We start from the raw sequence: 17,203 nt of genomic DNA on the forward strand, positions 1-17,203 counted from the left end.
CTGTAGGATGTTTTGCTTTCCTGTGGTAACCTTTTTATTTTGCCAAAAAATGCGCAGGACGGCAGTTCATAGGCAATCTATGGTAGAATGGGAAGTGAGAGGTGAGTTTAATGAAACAACAAATCAATTTACCAAAGCCGCTCTTTGCACCTCACGGCAAGCGAGCTGTTTTATTACTTCATGCATACTCAGGTAGCTCAAATGATGTGCGCATGATGAGTCGGTATATAGAGAGTGCTGACTACACCGTCTATTCGCCAAATTTTTCTGGCCATGGCACATTAGATCCGCTAGATATTTTAACACAAGACAAAGAAGCTTGGTGGCAGGATACAACTGCAGCTTTAGCTTTCTTAAAAGAACAGGGCTATACACAAATTGCTGTTTTTGGCCTTTCAATGGGTGGCATTTATGCGATGCACGCATTGGAATTACAGGATCCAGCAATTGTTGGTGGTGGCTTATTCTGTTCGCCCATTTTTCCGGAAAATAATCATGTTTTCGAAAATTTCATGTTATATGCAAAACAGGTTATGACATTGGCAGAGTTGCCTTCAGCTACAATTGAGCAGAAGTTGGCAGAATTTGAGCCTTTAGCAGAAAAACAATTAGCAGCCATCCAAGAGACCGCACAGCGAGCATCCACTCAGTTATCTGAGATTAAGGTTCCGGTATTTTTAGCGCAAGCCGGACAAGATAAGATGATTGACCCAACAAATGTCTTTAAAACGGCTCAAGCTTTAAAAAATAGTCGCTACACGTTACAGTGGTATCCAGAGAGTACACACGTCATCACTGTCGGCAAAGACCGACGACAATTACAGCAGGACGTACTGAGCTTTTTAAACGCCCTGCCTTGGAATGAGGAAAAAGAATGAATCAAGAAATAATCAAAAAGAAAATACTGTTCTTTATGGAATCAAGTCAAAAAAAGACTTTTTCTATGGAACAAATAGCTGAGGCTTTAAGTCTACAAAAAAGTGAAGAGTTTAAAAGTCTTGTCCAAACGGTTGCTGCGATGGAACGCGCTGGACAAATTGAATTCAATAAAAAAGGAAAGATTAAATTACCCTTTTCGCCTACGTTGGTTGAAGGGATATTTCGTGCAAATGAACGAGGCTTTGGCTTTGTAACGATTGATCCTGAAGAGGATGATGTCTACATTCCTAAAGAAGCGACTGGTTTTGCGATGAATGGCGATACAGTGGCGATTGATATTATAAGAACTTCTGATCCTTTTTCAGACAAAGGGGCCGAAGGGAAAGTTATCGAAGTCCGTGAAAGAAAGCTGACACAGATTGCTGGTGAATTTGTCGCCTATACAGATGATGAAGTAGCGGAAACTGATTTATATGGCGTAGTTGTCCCTAAGGATAAGAAATTAGGCCACTTTAAAGTTTATGCGATTGCAGAAGGTGTGCGACCCGTTGACGGGAGCATTGTGCTGATTGAGATTACTCACTACCCAGAGTCGGGTTATTCGACTAGTTTGGAAGGTATTATCAAACAAGTCATTGGGCATAAAAATGATCCTGGGATGGATATATTATCAGTCATTGTCGCTAATGGAATTCCAACAAGTTTTCCAGATGATGTTTTAGCAGAAGCTGATCAGGTCCCTGATACAATTCAAGAAGCTGACTTAGTAGGTCGTCGTGATCTTCGCGACCAACTGATTGTAACAATCGATGGCGAAGATGCCAAAGATTTGGATGATGCGGTGACGGTCAGAAAATTAGACAATGGCAATTATTTTCTTGGCGTGCATATCGCAGACGTTTCTTACTATGTAACAGAAGAGAGCCAATTGAATCGTGAAGCATTCGATCGTGGCACGAGTGTCTATTTAACTGACCGCGTGATTCCGATGATTCCACAGAGACTTTCAAATGGTATCTGTTCGCTAAATCCCAAAGTTCCTCGCCTCACTATGAGCTGTGAGATGGAGATTGATGTTTCAGGAAATGTGGTCCATCACGAAGTCTTCCAAAGTGTCATTCAAACAACGGAACGAATGACTTATACAGCTGTCAATGAAATACTTGAAGAGCAAAAACCTGAAACACTTGAACGTTATGAAGCACTTGTGCCGATGTTTAGAGAGATGGGGCAGTTGCATCAAATCTTAGAAGCTATGCGGATTAGACGTGGTGCTGTCTCATTTGAGGATCGCGAAGCAAAAATCTTAGTTGATCCTGAAGGTCATCCAGTGGATATTCTACTCAGAAGTCGTGGAATTGGGGAACGTTTAATTGAATCGTTTATGTTAGCGGCCAACGAGACCGTGGCTGAACATTTTACGCGCTTAAAATTACCTTATATCTATCGAATCCACGAGCAGCCTAAAGAAGAAAAAATGCAGCGCTTCTTTGACTTCGCTGCGGCACTAGGAATTGTGGTCCGTGGAACGAAAGGCACTATTACGCCTAAAGACTTGCAAAACGTCGTGGAAGAGGTTGCGGATAAACCTGAATCTGCTGTCATTAATACAATGCTTTTACGTAGTATGCAACAAGCTAAATATTCAGAAACAAATTATGGGCATTATGGCTTAGCTGCAGAATATTATACGCATTTTACCTCACCAATACGACGGTACCCAGATTTAATTGTGCATCGTTTAATTCGCTCTTATGGAAATGATACGAGCCAAGAGATGCAAGATAAGTGGGCAGAAGAGTTACCAGAAATTGCTGAGCACAGTTCGCGTATGGAACGTCGAGCAGTTGATGCGGAACGTGAAGTTGATTCCCTGAAAAAAGCGGAATTTATGGCGGATAAAGTCGGCGAAGAATTTGATGGAATTATTAGTTCAGTGGTCAAATTCGGCTTGTTTATTGAGTTACCTAACACGGTCGAAGGTCTAATTCATATTAATGAATTGAAACAAGACTATTTCCACTTTTTAGAGAATCATCTAGCTTTGGTCGGAGAACGAACAGGATTAACCTTCAAGATTGGGCAAAAAGTTCGTATTAAAGTTGTTAAATCAGATCCTGAGACACGTGAGATTGATTTTGAATTACTAGAAGCTGAAGAGATTCCAACGCTTCAAGCACCGAAGAAGGACAAACGACGGAATCGTCCAGATGACCGACGTACACCTAAATCAAAACAAAAACCAGAAGGATCAGCCAACAGAAATAAGAAGAAACCAAAAAATGCTGGAAAACCGGCTGGTAAAGGCAAGAAACCTTTTTATAAAGGGGTTGCAAAAAAAGGTAAGAAAAAGAAAAAACAGTAAAAAGGGGAGTCTTCTATGCCTAAAGGAGAAGGGAAATTAATCGCCCAAAATAAAAAAGCACGTCATGATTATGCCATACTAGACACAATGGAAGCAGGAATGGTGCTTCAAGGGACAGAAATCAAGTCGGTTCGTAATGCACGAATTAATTTGAAAGATGGTTTTGTCCGCGTTCGTAATGGAGAAGCTTATCTTTATAATGTTCATATTAGCCCATACGAGCAAGGCAATATTTTTAATCATGAGCCTTTACGTACGCGAAAACTTTTGTTGCACAAGAAACAGATTGCTCGCTTAATTGGCGAAACAAAAAATACTGGCGTGACAATTGTGCCTCTGAAAGTCTATCTTCGTAATGGCTATGCCAAAGTTCTTATTGGTCTGGCTAAAGGGAAGAAGCAATATGATAAACGAGAAGATTTAAAACGAAAAGATGTGGATCGACAAATTAGCCGTACACTCAAGAACTATTCTAGGTAGAGCAAATATACTTTTTCACATATTCAATGGATTTTCTTTTACTATTGACGAAAGTTTGATAGCATAACACTATCTAGGGAAACTAGAGGTGAATTTCGGACGCATTTTTTCAGTCACTCTTATATAGGAAGAAACTATGATTTTTAGAGTGATTTATTGACAAAACTAGGCTTTTTTTGTCAATTTGAAAAAAATGTCGAATTTTTCATGAAAATGCTTTGAAATTTCTGTTTTATGGTGGTATGATGACCAATGTCATCATAAATTACTATCGACATACCACCGCTGGATCAGTATCTAGAGATGAGTTTACGGGAAAAGAGGTGAAATGAATTGGATGAAAAATCATTAACTTTTCACATTGGCCCCATTTGGTTTGATGGAACGATTTGCCTCATGGTTTTACTCACCTGTGCGATTGTTTTCTTCACAGTTTTCTTTTGCACAAGGAACTTAACCATGAAGCCTAAAGGAAAACAAAATGCCATCGAATGGGTGATCGACTTTGTCAAAGGAATCATTACTGACAATATGCCAAAGAAAGAGTTGAGTAATTTTCATTTATTAGCCTTTACATTATTCTTATTTGTTTTTGTAGCAAATATGTTAGGTTTAGTAACGAAGATTGTCTTGCCAGGTGAGTTGTCTGTCTGGAAAAGCCCAACGGCTGATCCGATTGTCACACTGACATTAGCCTTCATGGTGATTGTTCTTTCAAACTTATATGGTGTTGCTAGATTTGGTGTTAAAGGATATATAACGAATTCGTTCTTTAAACCAGTATCTTTTCTGGCCCCAGTAAAATTTATGGAAGAATTCACGAATGTTCTAACTCTGGGCTTGCGTCTTTATGGAAATATTTACGCAGGTGAAGTACTACTTACCTTAATTTCTTCGAAATTAGGGGGATTAGGTGGAGGCTTGGGTATCCCGTTAGCCATCCCGTTGGAAATGATTTGGATTGGTTTTTCAATATTTATTGGTAGTATCCAAACTTTCGTTTTTGTCTCATTATCAATGGTATATATGAGTCACAAGATCGAAGTAGAGGAATAAAATAAAAAAAGCTACATTATCTTAGGAGGAAAATAATCATGCAATATATCGCAGCAGCAATCGCAATTTTTGGCGCATCAATCGGTGCAGCATATGGTAACGGACAAGTAATTTCAAAAACAATTGAGTCAATGACTCGTCAACCTGAAATGGCTGGGCAATTACGTACAACAATGTTTATCGGGGTTGGTATGATTGAAGCTGTGCCAATTCTAGGGGTAGTTGTAGCGTTACTACTTATCTTTATGTAAATTCTCTAAAAGAAGGCAGGACGCCGATTACTCGGGACACCGTCGCTGCTTTCTTTCTATATGTAGAGTCTCATTCATTGTTTTAGAAGAGCTCTGACACAGGAAGGAAGTTGAAGCATCTATGTTTAATCAATTGGTTATTGCCGAAGCACAAGGAAACGCTATGATCGGTAACATACTAGTTGTCAGTGGTGCCTTTTTAATCCTCATACTTCTATTAAAAAAATTCGCATGGGGAGCAATCACTGATTTACTAAAACAACGTGAAGACAAAATCGCCAATGATTTAGATTCGGCTGAACAATCTCGACAATCAGCTGCTAAACTTGAACAAGAACGTCAGCAACAATTACTTGCTTCTCGTTCAGATGCAGCCGACATTCTAAAAACCGCCAAAGAAAATGGTGAAGCAAGTCGTCAAACAATCTTAAAAGATACCAAAGAAGAAGTATCGCGCTTAAAAGAAAAAGCGCAAAACGATATTCTTATGGAACGTGACGCTGCTTTAACATCGGTTAAGGATGATGTCGCTGATCTTTCACTACAGATTGCAGCAAAAATTCTAAAAAAAGAATTAACACCTGAATCACACGAATCTCTAATCAATCAATATATTGAAGGTTTAGGTTCAACAAATGAAACTAGATAAATATACCGTTGGTAAACGATATGGCAAAGCCTTGTTCAACTTGGCGATGGAAGAACAAGCAATTGAAGATATCTACCAACAATTATTGAGCTTAAGAGCCGTTTATGCAGAATTACCTGATCTTGGGAATATCCTTAGTGATACTCGTTTAGAACCAAATGAAAAACGAGTGGTTATGGATAAATTGGTCTGTCATTATCAAGGCACAATGAGAAACTTTTTAGAAGTCGTTTTTAACTACAGTCGAATGGACGACTTGCTTTTAATGATTGATGAATATGAGCATCGATATGGTGAATATAAAGGTTTAGTCACTGGTGTAGCAACGACAGCTGTGCCGCTCTCAGAAGAGCAAAAAGTGCAGCTAGAAGTGAAAATCGCTCAACATTTAGGCTATGGTGAAGCTAAGTTAGTCAATAAAGTGGATCCATCAATTATTGGTGGCGTCGTCGTTGAAGCGAATCACCAAGTCATTGATGGTAGCATCGGTAAACAATTAGAAAAAATTACGAGACTTATTAAAAAATAAGAACAGAAATGTATTAAAGAGGTGAATCGAATGGCTATCAAAGCAGAAGAAATTAGTGCCTTGATTAAACAACAAATAGAAAATTATCAAAACGAGCTTTCTGTAGAAGAAATCGGTACAGTCACTTATGTTGGTGACGGGATTGCTCGTGCGCATGGACTAGAAAACGCAATGAGTGGTGAGCTATTAGAATTCTCAAACGGTTCTTTCGGGATGGCGCAAAACTTAGAATCAAATGACGTTGGGATTATTATCCTAGGCGATTTTGAAACCATTCGTGAAGGTGACAAGGTCAAACGTACAGGCAAAATTATGGAAGTTCCTGTTGGGGAAAGTCTAATTGGCCGTGTCGTGAATCCTTTAGGTCAGCCGATTGATGGACTAGGTGAGATTAAAACGGATAAAACACGTCCGGTTGAAGCTATGGCTCCAGGCGTTATGCAACGTAAATCAGTTAACGAGCCAATGCAAACGGGTCTAAAAGCAATTGATGCTTTAGTTCCAATTGGTCGTGGCCAACGTGAATTAGTCATTGGTGATAGAAAAACTGGGAAAACTTCAATCGCGATTGATACAATCATTAACCAAAAAGGGCAAGACATGATCTGTATTTATGTGGCGATTGGTCAGAAAGATTCGACTGTCCGCGCACAAGTTGAAACGTTACGTCAATATGGCGCACTGGATTATACGATTGTTGTAACTGCGGGTGCTTCTGAACCTGCGCCATTACTTTACATTGCCCCTTATGCTGGAACTGCAATGGGTGAAGAGTTTATGTACAATGGTAAACATGTTTTGATCATTTTTGATGATTTATCAAAACAGGCAGTTGCTTATCGTGAACTTTCATTACTTCTTCGTCGTCCGCCAGGTCGTGAAGCTTATCCTGGGGATGTTTTCTACCTACATTCACGTTTATTAGAACGTGCAGCAAAATTAAGTGATGAATTGGGTGGCGGTTCAATGACAGCTCTCCCATTTGTAGAAACACAAGCCGGCGATATTTCTGCTTACATTCCAACCAACGTGATTTCAATCACTGATGGACAAATTTTCTTAGAAAGTGATTTGTTCTATGCCGGAACGAGACCCGCTGTTGATGCTGGGCTTTCTGTTTCACGGGTTGGTGGCTCTGCTCAAATTAAAGCCATGAAAAAAGTAGCTGGGACGCTTCGTCTAGACTTAGCTAGTTTCCGAGAACTAGAAGCGTTCACGCAGTTTGGTTCTGATTTAGATGCGGCAACACAAGCAAAACTAAATCGTGGTCGTCGGACAGTAGAAATTTTAAAACAAAAATTGCATGCCCCATTAGCTGTTGAAAAACAAGTAGTTATTCTTTACGCGTTGACTCATGGCTTCTTAGATGGGATTGCTGTAAATAAAATCTTAGAGTTTGAACAATCTTTATTTGAATATTTAGACGCCAATCATGCCGATTTATTCCAAACGATTCGTGAAACAAAAGATTTACCTGACGAAGATAAGTTGAATGAAGCGATTAAAAACTATCAAGAAATTTTTGTTGCTTCTAATCGAGATGGCTTATCAGCTAAAGAACAATTGCAATCGATCCAAAATGCCTAATAAAGGAGTGAAAGACAATGGGCGCTTCCTTAAATGAAATTAAGCAGCGGATTGCTTCAACTAAAAAAACTAGTCAAATTACGAAAGCCATGCAGATGGTTTCCGCAGCCAAATTGACCAAATCAGAAGCTTCTTCAAAGAATTTCCAGGAGTATGCTTCAAAAGTTCGCTCAATTGTTACCCATTTAGTGGCTGCACAGTTGGCAGATTTGGAAGAAATTACGGAAGCTACTTCAAATGACGCATTAAATTATCATAGCATGTTGTTAAAACGTCCGGTTAAGAAAACTGGCTATATCGTCATCACTTCTGATGGTGGGCTTGTGGGCGGTTATAACAGTTCTATCTTGAAACAAACGATGGGCATGTTAGAAGAGGATCATACCTCACAAGATGAATACGTCATGATTGCGATTGGCGCAACGGGGGCCGATTTTTTCAAAACTCGCGGCATCAATTTAGCTTATGAGCTCCGTAATTTATCGGATCAACCTAGTTTCGAAGAAGTCCGTAAGATTGTTTCAATGGCAACAACCATGTATGAAAGTGAAGTCTTTGATGAGCTCTATGTTTGTTACAATCATCATATTAACTCATTAACCAGTCAATTTCGTGTGGAAAAAATGTTACCAATTTCTGATTTAGATGCAGATGAAGCAACAACTTATGAACAGGAATATATTCTAGAACCATCGAAGGATGTTATTCTAGATACCTTATTGCCACAATATGCCGAAAGTTTAATTTATGGGGCAATTGTTGATGCAAAAACAGCAGAACATGCGGCTGGAATGACCGCAATGAAAACGGCGACTGACAATGCACAAAATATTATTAGTGATTTAACTATTTCATATAACCGTGCGCGTCAAGGCGCAATTACTCAAGAAATTACCGAAATTGTAGCTGGAGCAGCTGCGTTAGAGTAATGTCATGATTGGAGGAATACAAATGAATTCAGGCAAAATTGTTCAGGTCATTGGGCCCGTCGTTGACGTGGAGTTTTCACTTGACCATTCTTTACCAGATATTAACAATGCCTTAGTCGTTTATAAAAATGATGAATCAAAACAAAAAGTCGTCTTAGAAGCTACCCTAGAACTAGGAGATGGCGTCATTCGTTCAATCGCAATGGAATCTACAGACGGTTTGCAACGTGGAATGGAAGTTATTGACACAGGGAAAGCAATCTCTGTTCCAGTTGGTAAGGAAACGTTAGGTCGAGTATTTAATGTCCTAGGTGACACAATCGACTTAGAAGCGCCTTTCCCAGCTGATGCACCTCGTAGCGGGATTCACAAGAAAGCACCAAACTTCGATGAGTTAAGTACTAGTACTGAAATTCTCGAAACTGGGATTAAAGTTATCGATTTACTTGCCCCTTATTTAAAAGGTGGTAAAGTTGGGTTATTCGGTGGTGCCGGTGTTGGTAAAACCGTTCTAATTCAGGAGTTAATCCATAATATCGCGCAAGAACATGGGGGGATTTCGGTCTTCACTGGTGTTGGTGAACGTACGCGTGAAGGGAACGACTTATACTTTGAAATGAAAGAGTCTGGCGTTATTGAAAAAACAGCCATGGTCTTTGGCCAAATGAATGAGCCACCAGGTGCCCGGATGCGTGTGGCATTAACTGGTTTGACGATTGCTGAATATTTCCGTGATGTCGAACAACAAGATGTGCTTTTATTTATTGATAATATTTTCCGTTTCACTCAAGCAGGTTCAGAAGTTTCTGCGCTGTTAGGCCGTATGCCATCAGCCGTAGGTTACCAACCAACCTTAGCAACTGAAATGGGACAATTGCAAGAACGAATCACTTCAACTAAAAAAGGCTCAATTACTTCAATTCAAGCGATTTATGTACCAGCCGATGACTATACTGACCCGGCTCCAGCGACAGCCTTTGCCCATTTGGATGCAACGACTAACTTGGAACGTAAATTAACTGAACAAGGGATTTATCCAGCAGTGGATCCACTTGCTTCTTCTTCAAGTGCCTTAGCACCAGAAGTTGTAGGTGAGGAGCATTATGAAGTTGCAACTGAAGTTCAACATGTATTGCAACGTTACCGTGAATTACAAGATATTATTGCTATTTTAGGGATGGATGAACTTTCTGATGACGAAAAAGTTTTAGTAGCTCGTGCCCGTCGGATTCAGTTCTTCTTATCTCAAAACTTTAACGTAGCAGAACAATTTACTGGTCAACCAGGTTCTTATGTACCAGTTGAAGAAACAATTAAAGGATTCCGTGAAATTTTAGATGGTAAACACGACGCTCTTCCTGAAGAAGCCTTTAGAAGTGTTGGTCGTATCGAAGATGTTATCGAAAAAGCCAAAACACTAGGTTACTAGAAAGGGGTGCCTCATGGATAATTATTTAACCGTGAACGTGGTTACGCCAAATGGCCTTGTCTATGATCATCATGCAGTAATCGTAGTTGCTAAGACATTAGATGGCGAGGTTGGTATTTTACCACGACATGCGCCGATTATTGTTCCTTTAGCCATCGACGAAGTTCGGATCAAACGTGTTGATTCTGACACCCATGTCGATTGGGTAGCCGTTAATGGCGGTGTAATGGAAGTCAGAGAAAATGTTGTTTCAATTATTGCCGATAGTGCTGAGCGTGAACGTGATATTGATGTTCCGCGTGCCGAACGTGCAAAACAACGAGCTGAACAGATGATCAAAGAAGCGAAGCAAAATGATGATATTGATGAGCTTAGTCGGGCGACTGTTGCCTTACACCGAGCAATCAATCGAATCAATGTTTCAAAACACAGCTAAATAGGATAGATCAACTCACCCAAGTCTGCGATAAATCCAGGCTTGGGTTTTTTACGTTCAAAATATGATTATTCCGATAACTATCGCTGACCGTCTCGCTTCCTAGAGGAAGAGGGTGTGTTTCTAATTGATGACGTTTCAAAAGAATCGTTATTGGATTTGATAGGTAAATCGAGCAGTCACTCTAACTTGAAACAGAAGTCTTTGTATAATTAGTGTCTTTTGTAAAGAATTGAATACAATCAGAGAACAGTTCACGTAGAGTATAAACATATGAAACAAGATGACAACAGCGAGAAAAAACTACACAGAGTAGTGGATTGTTCTACTGTATATTAGAGAACAATCGTTATAAAAACGGAAGAGTCTTTAAAAAGACTTTTTAACGAATTTTTAAGTGCGCAACGATTTTCCTTTTCCTCTATTTGTGTTATTATCAGTATGTTAATATTCAATACTCAACGAAGTGGTAAGGAGAAACCTATGCAAGTTTATGGAGTAGATGCCATTGTTCGCATCGCTAGCCATCTGACATTTATTTATTTGACTTTTTGGGCCTTGCGTTCTTTGCGAGTAGAAACACTATTTAAAGTCACCATGCCAGCACAAGTGCGGATGGCGATTGTTTTATTTTCTATTGTTTTAGGATATACAGCAAGCAGCTTTTTTTTAGAATTTATTGCTTTATGTCGGAACTTATTCTATATCGGCTTTTAAACGGAAGAAAGGCTACTATTTAGGGACAAATAGTGCTATAATAGAAAAGATTTTGTGTGAAGTTATGCGCAAAGGAATGTGTGGAGGGGACAAAATGGAACAAATTATTGTTCAAGGTGGTAATCAATTACAAGGAACTGTCGAAATTGAGGGCGCCAAAAACGCTGTGCTACCTATCTTAGCTGCGAGTTTACTTGCAGAAGAAGGCACAACTACTTTAAAAAATGTACCAATATTATCGGATGTCTTTACGATGAATCAAGTGATTCGTCACTTAAATGTAGATGTAACATTCAATGAAGAATTAAAACAAGTTACTTTAGATGCTTCAAAACAATTAGAGATTGAAGCACCTTATGAATACGTGAGTCAAATGAGAGCTTCAATCGTTGTGATGGGCCCGTTATTGGCTCGTAACGGCCATGCTAAGGTAGCAATGCCTGGTGGTTGTGCGATTGGAAAACGACCGATTGATTTGCATTTAAAAGGATTTCAAGCACTAGGTGCGAAGATTATTCAAAAAAATGGCTATATTGAAGCCATCGCTGATGAATTAATCGGAAATTCAATTTATTTAGACTTCCCAAGTGTAGGGGCTACTCAGAATATTATGATGGCTGCTGTCAAAGCTAAAGGAACGACTACTATTGAAAATGTGGCACGTGAGCCTGAGATTGTTGACTTAGCTAATGTATTGAATAAGATGGGTGCTCGTGTATACGGTGCTGGAACCGAAACGATGCGTATCGAAGGGGTTGAACATCTGCATGCAGTTGAACATTCAATCGTTCAAGACCGTATCGAAGCAGGAACCTTCATGGTCGCAGCAGCTATGACTCAAGGAAATGTACTAATTGAAGATGCTATTTCTGAGCATAACCGTCCATTGATTTCAAAACTCATCGAGATGGGGGCAACCGTGATTGATGAAGACCATGGCGTTCGTGTCATCGGTCCAAAAGAATTAAAAGCAACGGATGTTAAAACAATGCCACATCCTGGTTTTCCAACAGATATGCAAGCGCAAATGACAGCCATTCAATTGGTTGCTAAAGGAACTAGCATAACGACGGAAACAGTCTTCGAAAATCGTTTCCAACATTTAGAAGAATTGCGTAGAATGAATGCCCATGTTAAGATTGATGGAAATATTGCCATAATCGATGGCGCACATGATCTACAAGGTGCTGAGGTTTATGCGACTGACTTACGCGCAGCAGCTGCGTTAGTTTTAGCAGGCTTATGTGCTACTGGTGTTACTCGCGTCCGTAATCTAAAATATTTAGATCGTGGCTATTATCAATTCCATAAAAAATTGCAAAATTTAGGTGCGAATGTTGAACGTGTAAGTGAAACCGAAACAACAACGACTACAGCATCTGCAGTTAAGATATAAATTTAAGGAGGCATGTCGATGAGTGCTACGCGCTATATTTTAATTACACTACTTAAAATTGTGGTGGTCATTGCCTTGATTATGCTCCTCTTTGTCATCGGTATGATGATTGGTTATGGGGTTATTGGTGGAGGAAAACCTCTTTCTGTTTTTAGTCATGACCTGTGGAATCATATCTTCACTTTTTTCAAATAATAATTTAAATGGAGGCAAAGACAAAACATTCGTTTTCGTTTTTGCCTCTTTTGATTAACTTTATACGAAGGAATGCATATACAATGAAAAGAATATTGATTGGTCTGGTTCGTTTCTATCAAAAATATATATCTCCCGCTTTTCCGCCGAGCTGCCGCTATTATCCCACCTGTTCTGGCTATATGATTCAAGCTATTACCGTTCATGGGGCGTTAAAGGGCACGATAATGGGAACCTCGCGTATTTTACGGTGCCACCCATTCGTGAAAGGCGGTTTAGATTATGTGCCACAAAAATTTAGTCTAAAAAGAAATGATACCGACAAAGTTTTACCAACTTATACCTATAGGAGAGCTAAATGATTCGATTACTAGAAAAAAATGAACCTCTTCCATGGACGCTACTGCTAGATGCTGATCCCGATAAAGAGGTCGTGGAACGTTATATTTATGACTCGGAGATTCTAGTGGATTGCCGCAAAGAAACCATCGTTGCTTGTCTGGTCTATCAAATCCGAGGAGCTGAAGCAGAATTACTGAACTTGGCGGTCTTACCTAGTCATCAGCGACAAGGTATAGCGAAAGATTTGATCAAGCAGGCGCTTCTGATGATTCAGGCACATGCAGCTAAACCGACAACTGTCTTAGTCAAAACAGGGAATAGCACACTTCCAGCATTAGCTTTGTATAAGCAAATGGGCTTTCAAGAGGTCGCTCGCATCAAAGATTATTTTTTGACACATTATCGTGAGAAAATCTATGAAGAGGGGATACTTCTAACGGATCAAATTATTTTGAGCCAAACGATATAAAAATAGATTATCAGCTATAAATGTATATATTTATTTAAGATATCCATTGAAAGCTCTTTCTCAATATCGTACAATAAGATGAATAACTTTTTGAAATTGACGGATTGGAGACTCTTATTATGGGATTATTAGTTTTTGATATTGGTGGTTCAGCGGTCAAATATGGCTACTGGAATGGTGAAACTTTAGAAAGTAAAAATCAATTTACAACTCCAGGAACCTGGATTGAGATGAAGGCAGCCTTAAAAAATGTGGCCGAACAAATGGAGCAGCCGTTTGATGGCGTAGGGATTAGTGCACCGGGTGTCGTAAATGTCCAAACACAAAAGATTGAAGGGATTAGCGCGATTCCTTACATTCACAATTTTGATATCTTTGGTGAATTACGGGAACTTTTTGGTTTACCAGTAGCGATTGAGAATGATGCTAATTGTGCCGGTATGGCTGAATTCTATCAGGGTGCTGCGAAAGGGTATCAGAATGTGGCTTTTGTCGTGATTGGGACTGGTATTGGTGGGGCCTTATTTGTCAATGGCGAAATTTCCAAAGGAGCTCATCTATACGGTGGAGAATTTGGTTTGATGTTTTTGGATGGTGGGGAAACGTTTAGTGTGTTGGGAACCGCTGTTCAAATGGCTTGGCGCTATTGTGAACGTAAAGGCCTTGAAAAAACTGCTTACTCAGGCAAAGAAGTCTTTGAATTTGCTGAAGCTGGCGATGAACTGGCAAAAGAAGAGGTTGAGAACTTTTACGAACATCTTACTCAAGGCTTATTTAGTATTCAATTTGCCTTTGATCCTGAAGTGATTGTACTTGGTGGGGGAATCTCAGCGAAAGATGGCTTACTGGATGAGATTAACCAACGGATGGCTCAAAAGCTCGCTCAACACAACTTGAATGATTTTGTTCCGAAGATTGTGCTGTGTGAATATCGAAATGACGCCAATTTAGTTGGTGCAGCAGCAAATTATGCGGCACAGGAACACAAATAACTAGTAAGATGCTTATCTAAAAAAAATGGACAAAACAAAAAATAAATAAAATGTAGAGGAGAAGGTCTCGTTTTTCGAGTCTTCTCTTCTACATTTTTTTTGCTTTTGACGATTAAAAAATAATTTCTCAATCTCCATAAGAATGTATGCGCTTTATTCATTTCTATGATTGAATTATTGAAATTATAGGGAATAACCATTGTAATTCCTTAATTTCCTGAATTATAGAAATTTTCTGATAATTCATTGACAACCTGATTATTTTTCAGTATATTGATATACATATCTTAAAGAAAGATTAAAAGGGGGAAATAAAATGAAGAAAAAATTCACGTTTTTATTTGCAAGTCTATTCTTGCTATCAGCCTGTGGGGCAGGCGGAGCTGCTGGTCCTAAAGATAATGGGAACCAAGCAGAGGGTGACACAATCAAGATTGGTATGAACATGGAGCTTTCTGGAGCGGTTGCCGCATACGGAAATGCAGAAAAAGAAGGAATCGATTTAGCCGTCGAAGAAATCAACGAAGCTGGTGGAATCCTAGGTAAGAAAATTGAGTTAATCGAAAAAGACAATAAATCTGATAATAATGAAGCCGCATCAATTGCAGCGAACTTAACAACGAATGATAAAGTAGTCGCAGTTGTTGGACCTGCAACATCTGGCGCCGTAAAAGCAAGTGTACCAAACATGACAAAAGCGGCTGTACCAGTAATTACACCATCTGCTACAGATGATACAATTACTGTTCAAGGAGATGCAGTTCAAGAATTTATCTTCCGTGTGTGTTTCCAAGATAGCTTCCAAGGCGTTCTTTTAGCGAAATATGCGCAAGACACATTGCAAGCTGAAAAAGCAGTGATCATCGGGGATAACTCAAGTGATTATGCGATTGGGTTAACGAAGGCCTTTAAAGAAACCTTTAAAGGGGAGATTGTTAAAGAAGAAAACTTTGTGGCGAATGATAAAGATTTCCAAGCTATTTTAACAAAAATCAAAAACGAAAAATTCGATGTCATCTACATCCCAGGTTACTACACTGAAGCTGGTTTAATCATCAAACAAGCACGCGAAATGGGTATTGAACAACCAATTATCGGAGCGGATGGTTTTGGTGATGAAAAATTAGTTGAAACGGCTGGAGCAGCCAATGTATCAAACGTCTTCTACACAGGACACTTCTCAACTGAAGCACCTGGTACAGATAAAGTCGAACCATTTGTTGAAGCTTTCTCTAAAAAATATAGTAAACAACCTTCTGCCTTCAACGCACTTGGCTATGACTCAGTATACATGTTAAAACAAGCAATTGAAGATGCTGATTCTGCTGACTCTGCAAAAATTACCGAAGCTTTAGGTAAAATCAAAGGGTTTGTCGGTGTAACTGGCGAAATGACCATGGATAAAAATCATAATCCTGAAAAATCAGCAGTTGTTTTAGGTCTAACTGAAGGAAAAGAAACTTCAGCTGAAACAGTTAAATAATACTGCTCGCAAAAGTTCACTAGATAGTAAGGATTAATGAGAGACACGAGTTACACAGAAATAAAGGCTGGCGCAAGAGTTTTTTGTACCAGCCTATTTTTAAGCAATACAAAAAAACATTGGAAGTGATGGCATTGGAAATTATAATTCAACAATTAATCAACGGCCTGTTCCTTGGGAGTATTTATGCTCTTATGGCGCTAGGTTATACCATGGTTTACGGTATTATCAAGCTGATCAATTTTGCCCATGGCGAGATTTATATGATCGGTAGCTTCATCGGCTATTATTTAATTAATCAACTGAACATGGGCTTCTTTCCGGCACTTATTTTATCAATGGCACTCAGTGCGGTTGTTGGTGTGACGATTGAATTTCTAGCCTACCGTCCTTTACGGAAATCCACTAGAATCGCGGCTTTAATTACAGCAATCGGGGTTTCTTTTTTCCTACAAAATGTCATGATTTATTTCTTCAGCTCTGACACTCGGGCCTTTCCTCAAGCAATTCAACGACAATCATTTAAGCTAGGTTTTATTGAAGTCAGCAATATTCAACTTTTAATTCTAGGCATTTCGCTAACCTTAATGATTCTTTTACAAATTATTGTCAAACAAACGAAGATGGGTAAAGCCATGCGTGCGGTGAGTGTTGACGCCGATGCGGCTCAGTTAATGGGGATTAATGTCAATCGGACAATTTCCTTCACCTTTGCATTGGGTTCTGCGTTAGCGGCCGCTGGTGGGATGCTGATTGGACTTTACTACAATTCGATTGATCCGATGATGGGAGTTGTTCCTGGCCTTAAATCGTTCGTTGCAGCCGTATTAGGTGGAATTGGGATTATTCCTGGTGCAGCCTTAGGTGGCTTTGTTATCGGCTTGCTGGAAACAATTACCACGGCAATGGGCTTTTCTGATTATAAGGATGCAGTTGTTTATGGCGTCTTGATTATCATCTTATTAATCAGACCAGCTGGGATTCTTGGTAAAAATATTAAAGAGAAAGTGTAGGTGGAC

General features: G+C 39.4%; 19 protein-coding genes. All 19 read left to right on the forward strand.

Annotated elements, in window-relative coordinates:
• Nucleotides 1-110 precede the first annotated feature (110 nt).
• Entirely contained in the window at nt 111-878 is a 768-nt protein-coding gene (locus BAU15_RS13775) for an alpha/beta hydrolase (RefSeq protein WP_161843309.1), read from the forward strand.
• Complete coding sequence (gene rnr, locus BAU15_RS13780) at nt 875-3,244, forward strand: ribonuclease R (protein WP_161843310.1); 2,370 nt, start codon at nt 875-877, stop codon at nt 3,242-3,244. Before BAU15_RS13775 ends, rnr begins: the two co-directional genes overlap by 4 nt.
• A 15-nt stretch (nt 3,245-3,259) precedes the next feature.
• Nucleotides 3,260-3,724, forward strand: a complete 465-nt coding sequence (smpB, locus tag BAU15_RS13785) for an SsrA-binding protein SmpB (protein ID WP_161843311.1) — start codon at nt 3,260-3,262, stop codon at nt 3,722-3,724.
• 333 nt (nt 3,725-4,057) lie between these two features.
• Nucleotides 4,058-4,780 (forward strand): F0F1 ATP synthase subunit A, encoded by a 723-nt coding sequence (atpB, locus tag BAU15_RS13790; protein WP_161843312.1) that lies wholly within the window; start codon nt 4,058-4,060, stop codon nt 4,778-4,780.
• A gap of 38 nt (nt 4,781-4,818) precedes the next feature.
• Nucleotides 4,819-5,031 carry an ATP synthase F0 subunit C gene (gene atpE / locus BAU15_RS13795; protein ID WP_161843313.1) on the forward strand — a complete coding sequence of 71 codons (213 nt, stop codon included), beginning with the start codon at nt 4,819-4,821 and terminating at the stop codon, nt 5,029-5,031.
• Nucleotides 5,032-5,152: 121 nt separating this feature from the next.
• Nucleotides 5,153-5,680 carry a F0F1 ATP synthase subunit B gene (atpF, locus tag BAU15_RS13800; protein ID WP_161843314.1) on the forward strand — a complete coding sequence of 176 codons (528 nt, stop codon included), beginning with the start codon at nt 5,153-5,155 and terminating at the stop codon, nt 5,678-5,680.
• The gene (gene atpH, locus BAU15_RS13805) at nt 5,667-6,209 is read left to right on the forward strand and encodes an ATP synthase F1 subunit delta (protein WP_161843315.1); all 543 of its coding nucleotides are present in this window, start codon (nt 5,667-5,669) and stop codon (nt 6,207-6,209) included. Before atpF ends, atpH begins: the two co-directional genes overlap by 14 nt.
• A gap of 30 nt (nt 6,210-6,239) precedes the next feature.
• A complete protein-coding gene (gene atpA, locus BAU15_RS13810) occupies nt 6,240-7,796 on the forward strand; it encodes a F0F1 ATP synthase subunit alpha (RefSeq protein ID WP_161843316.1) in 1,557 nt (518 codons plus the stop codon).
• Between the two features lie 17 nt (nt 7,797-7,813).
• Nucleotides 7,814-8,725, forward strand: a complete 912-nt coding sequence (locus tag BAU15_RS13815) for a F0F1 ATP synthase subunit gamma (RefSeq protein WP_161843317.1) — start codon at nt 7,814-7,816, stop codon at nt 8,723-8,725.
• Between the two features lie 22 nt (nt 8,726-8,747).
• Complete coding sequence (gene atpD, locus BAU15_RS13820; protein ID WP_161843318.1) at nt 8,748-10,154, forward strand: F0F1 ATP synthase subunit beta; 1,407 nt, start codon at nt 8,748-8,750, stop codon at nt 10,152-10,154.
• A 13-nt stretch (nt 10,155-10,167) separates the two neighbouring features.
• A complete protein-coding gene (locus tag BAU15_RS13825) occupies nt 10,168-10,590 on the forward strand; it encodes a F0F1 ATP synthase subunit epsilon (protein ID WP_161843319.1) in 423 nt (140 codons plus the stop codon).
• A gap of 483 nt (nt 10,591-11,073) precedes the next feature.
• Entirely contained in the window at nt 11,074-11,307 is a 234-nt protein-coding gene (locus BAU15_RS13830) for a DUF1146 family protein (RefSeq protein WP_161843320.1), read from the forward strand.
• Between the two features lie 94 nt (nt 11,308-11,401).
• Nucleotides 11,402-12,703 carry a UDP-N-acetylglucosamine 1-carboxyvinyltransferase gene (gene murA, locus BAU15_RS13835; RefSeq protein ID WP_161843321.1) on the forward strand — a complete coding sequence of 434 codons (1,302 nt, stop codon included), beginning with the start codon at nt 11,402-11,404 and terminating at the stop codon, nt 12,701-12,703.
• A gap of 18 nt (nt 12,704-12,721) precedes the next feature.
• Nucleotides 12,722-12,898 carry a DNA-directed RNA polymerase subunit beta gene (locus tag BAU15_RS13840; protein ID WP_161843322.1) on the forward strand — a complete coding sequence of 59 codons (177 nt, stop codon included), beginning with the start codon at nt 12,722-12,724 and terminating at the stop codon, nt 12,896-12,898.
• Nucleotides 12,899-12,981: 83 nt separating this feature from the next.
• Nucleotides 12,982-13,260 carry a membrane protein insertion efficiency factor YidD gene (gene yidD, locus BAU15_RS13845; protein WP_161843323.1) on the forward strand — a complete coding sequence of 93 codons (279 nt, stop codon included), beginning with the start codon at nt 12,982-12,984 and terminating at the stop codon, nt 13,258-13,260.
• Complete coding sequence (locus tag BAU15_RS13850) at nt 13,257-13,709, forward strand: GNAT family N-acetyltransferase (RefSeq protein WP_161843324.1); 453 nt, start codon at nt 13,257-13,259, stop codon at nt 13,707-13,709. The genes yidD and BAU15_RS13850 overlap by 4 nt, the downstream gene beginning before the upstream one ends.
• 119 nt (nt 13,710-13,828) lie before the next feature.
• Nucleotides 13,829-14,701, forward strand: a complete 873-nt coding sequence (locus tag BAU15_RS13855) for an ROK family protein (RefSeq protein WP_161843325.1) — start codon at nt 13,829-13,831, stop codon at nt 14,699-14,701.
• A 316-nt stretch (nt 14,702-15,017) separates the two neighbouring features.
• A complete protein-coding gene (locus BAU15_RS13860; RefSeq protein ID WP_161843326.1) occupies nt 15,018-16,184 on the forward strand; it encodes an ABC transporter substrate-binding protein in 1,167 nt (388 codons plus the stop codon).
• Nucleotides 16,185-16,318: 134 nt separating this feature from the next.
• Nucleotides 16,319-17,197, forward strand: a complete 879-nt coding sequence (locus BAU15_RS13865) for a branched-chain amino acid ABC transporter permease (protein WP_161843417.1) — start codon at nt 16,319-16,321, stop codon at nt 17,195-17,197.
• Nucleotides 17,198-17,203 lie beyond the last annotated feature (6 nt).

This window comes from Candidatus Enterococcus huntleyi (genome assembly GCF_009933175.1).
In the GTDB taxonomy this organism is placed as follows: domain Bacteria; phylum Bacillota; class Bacilli; order Lactobacillales; family Enterococcaceae; genus Enterococcus_K; species Enterococcus_K huntleyi.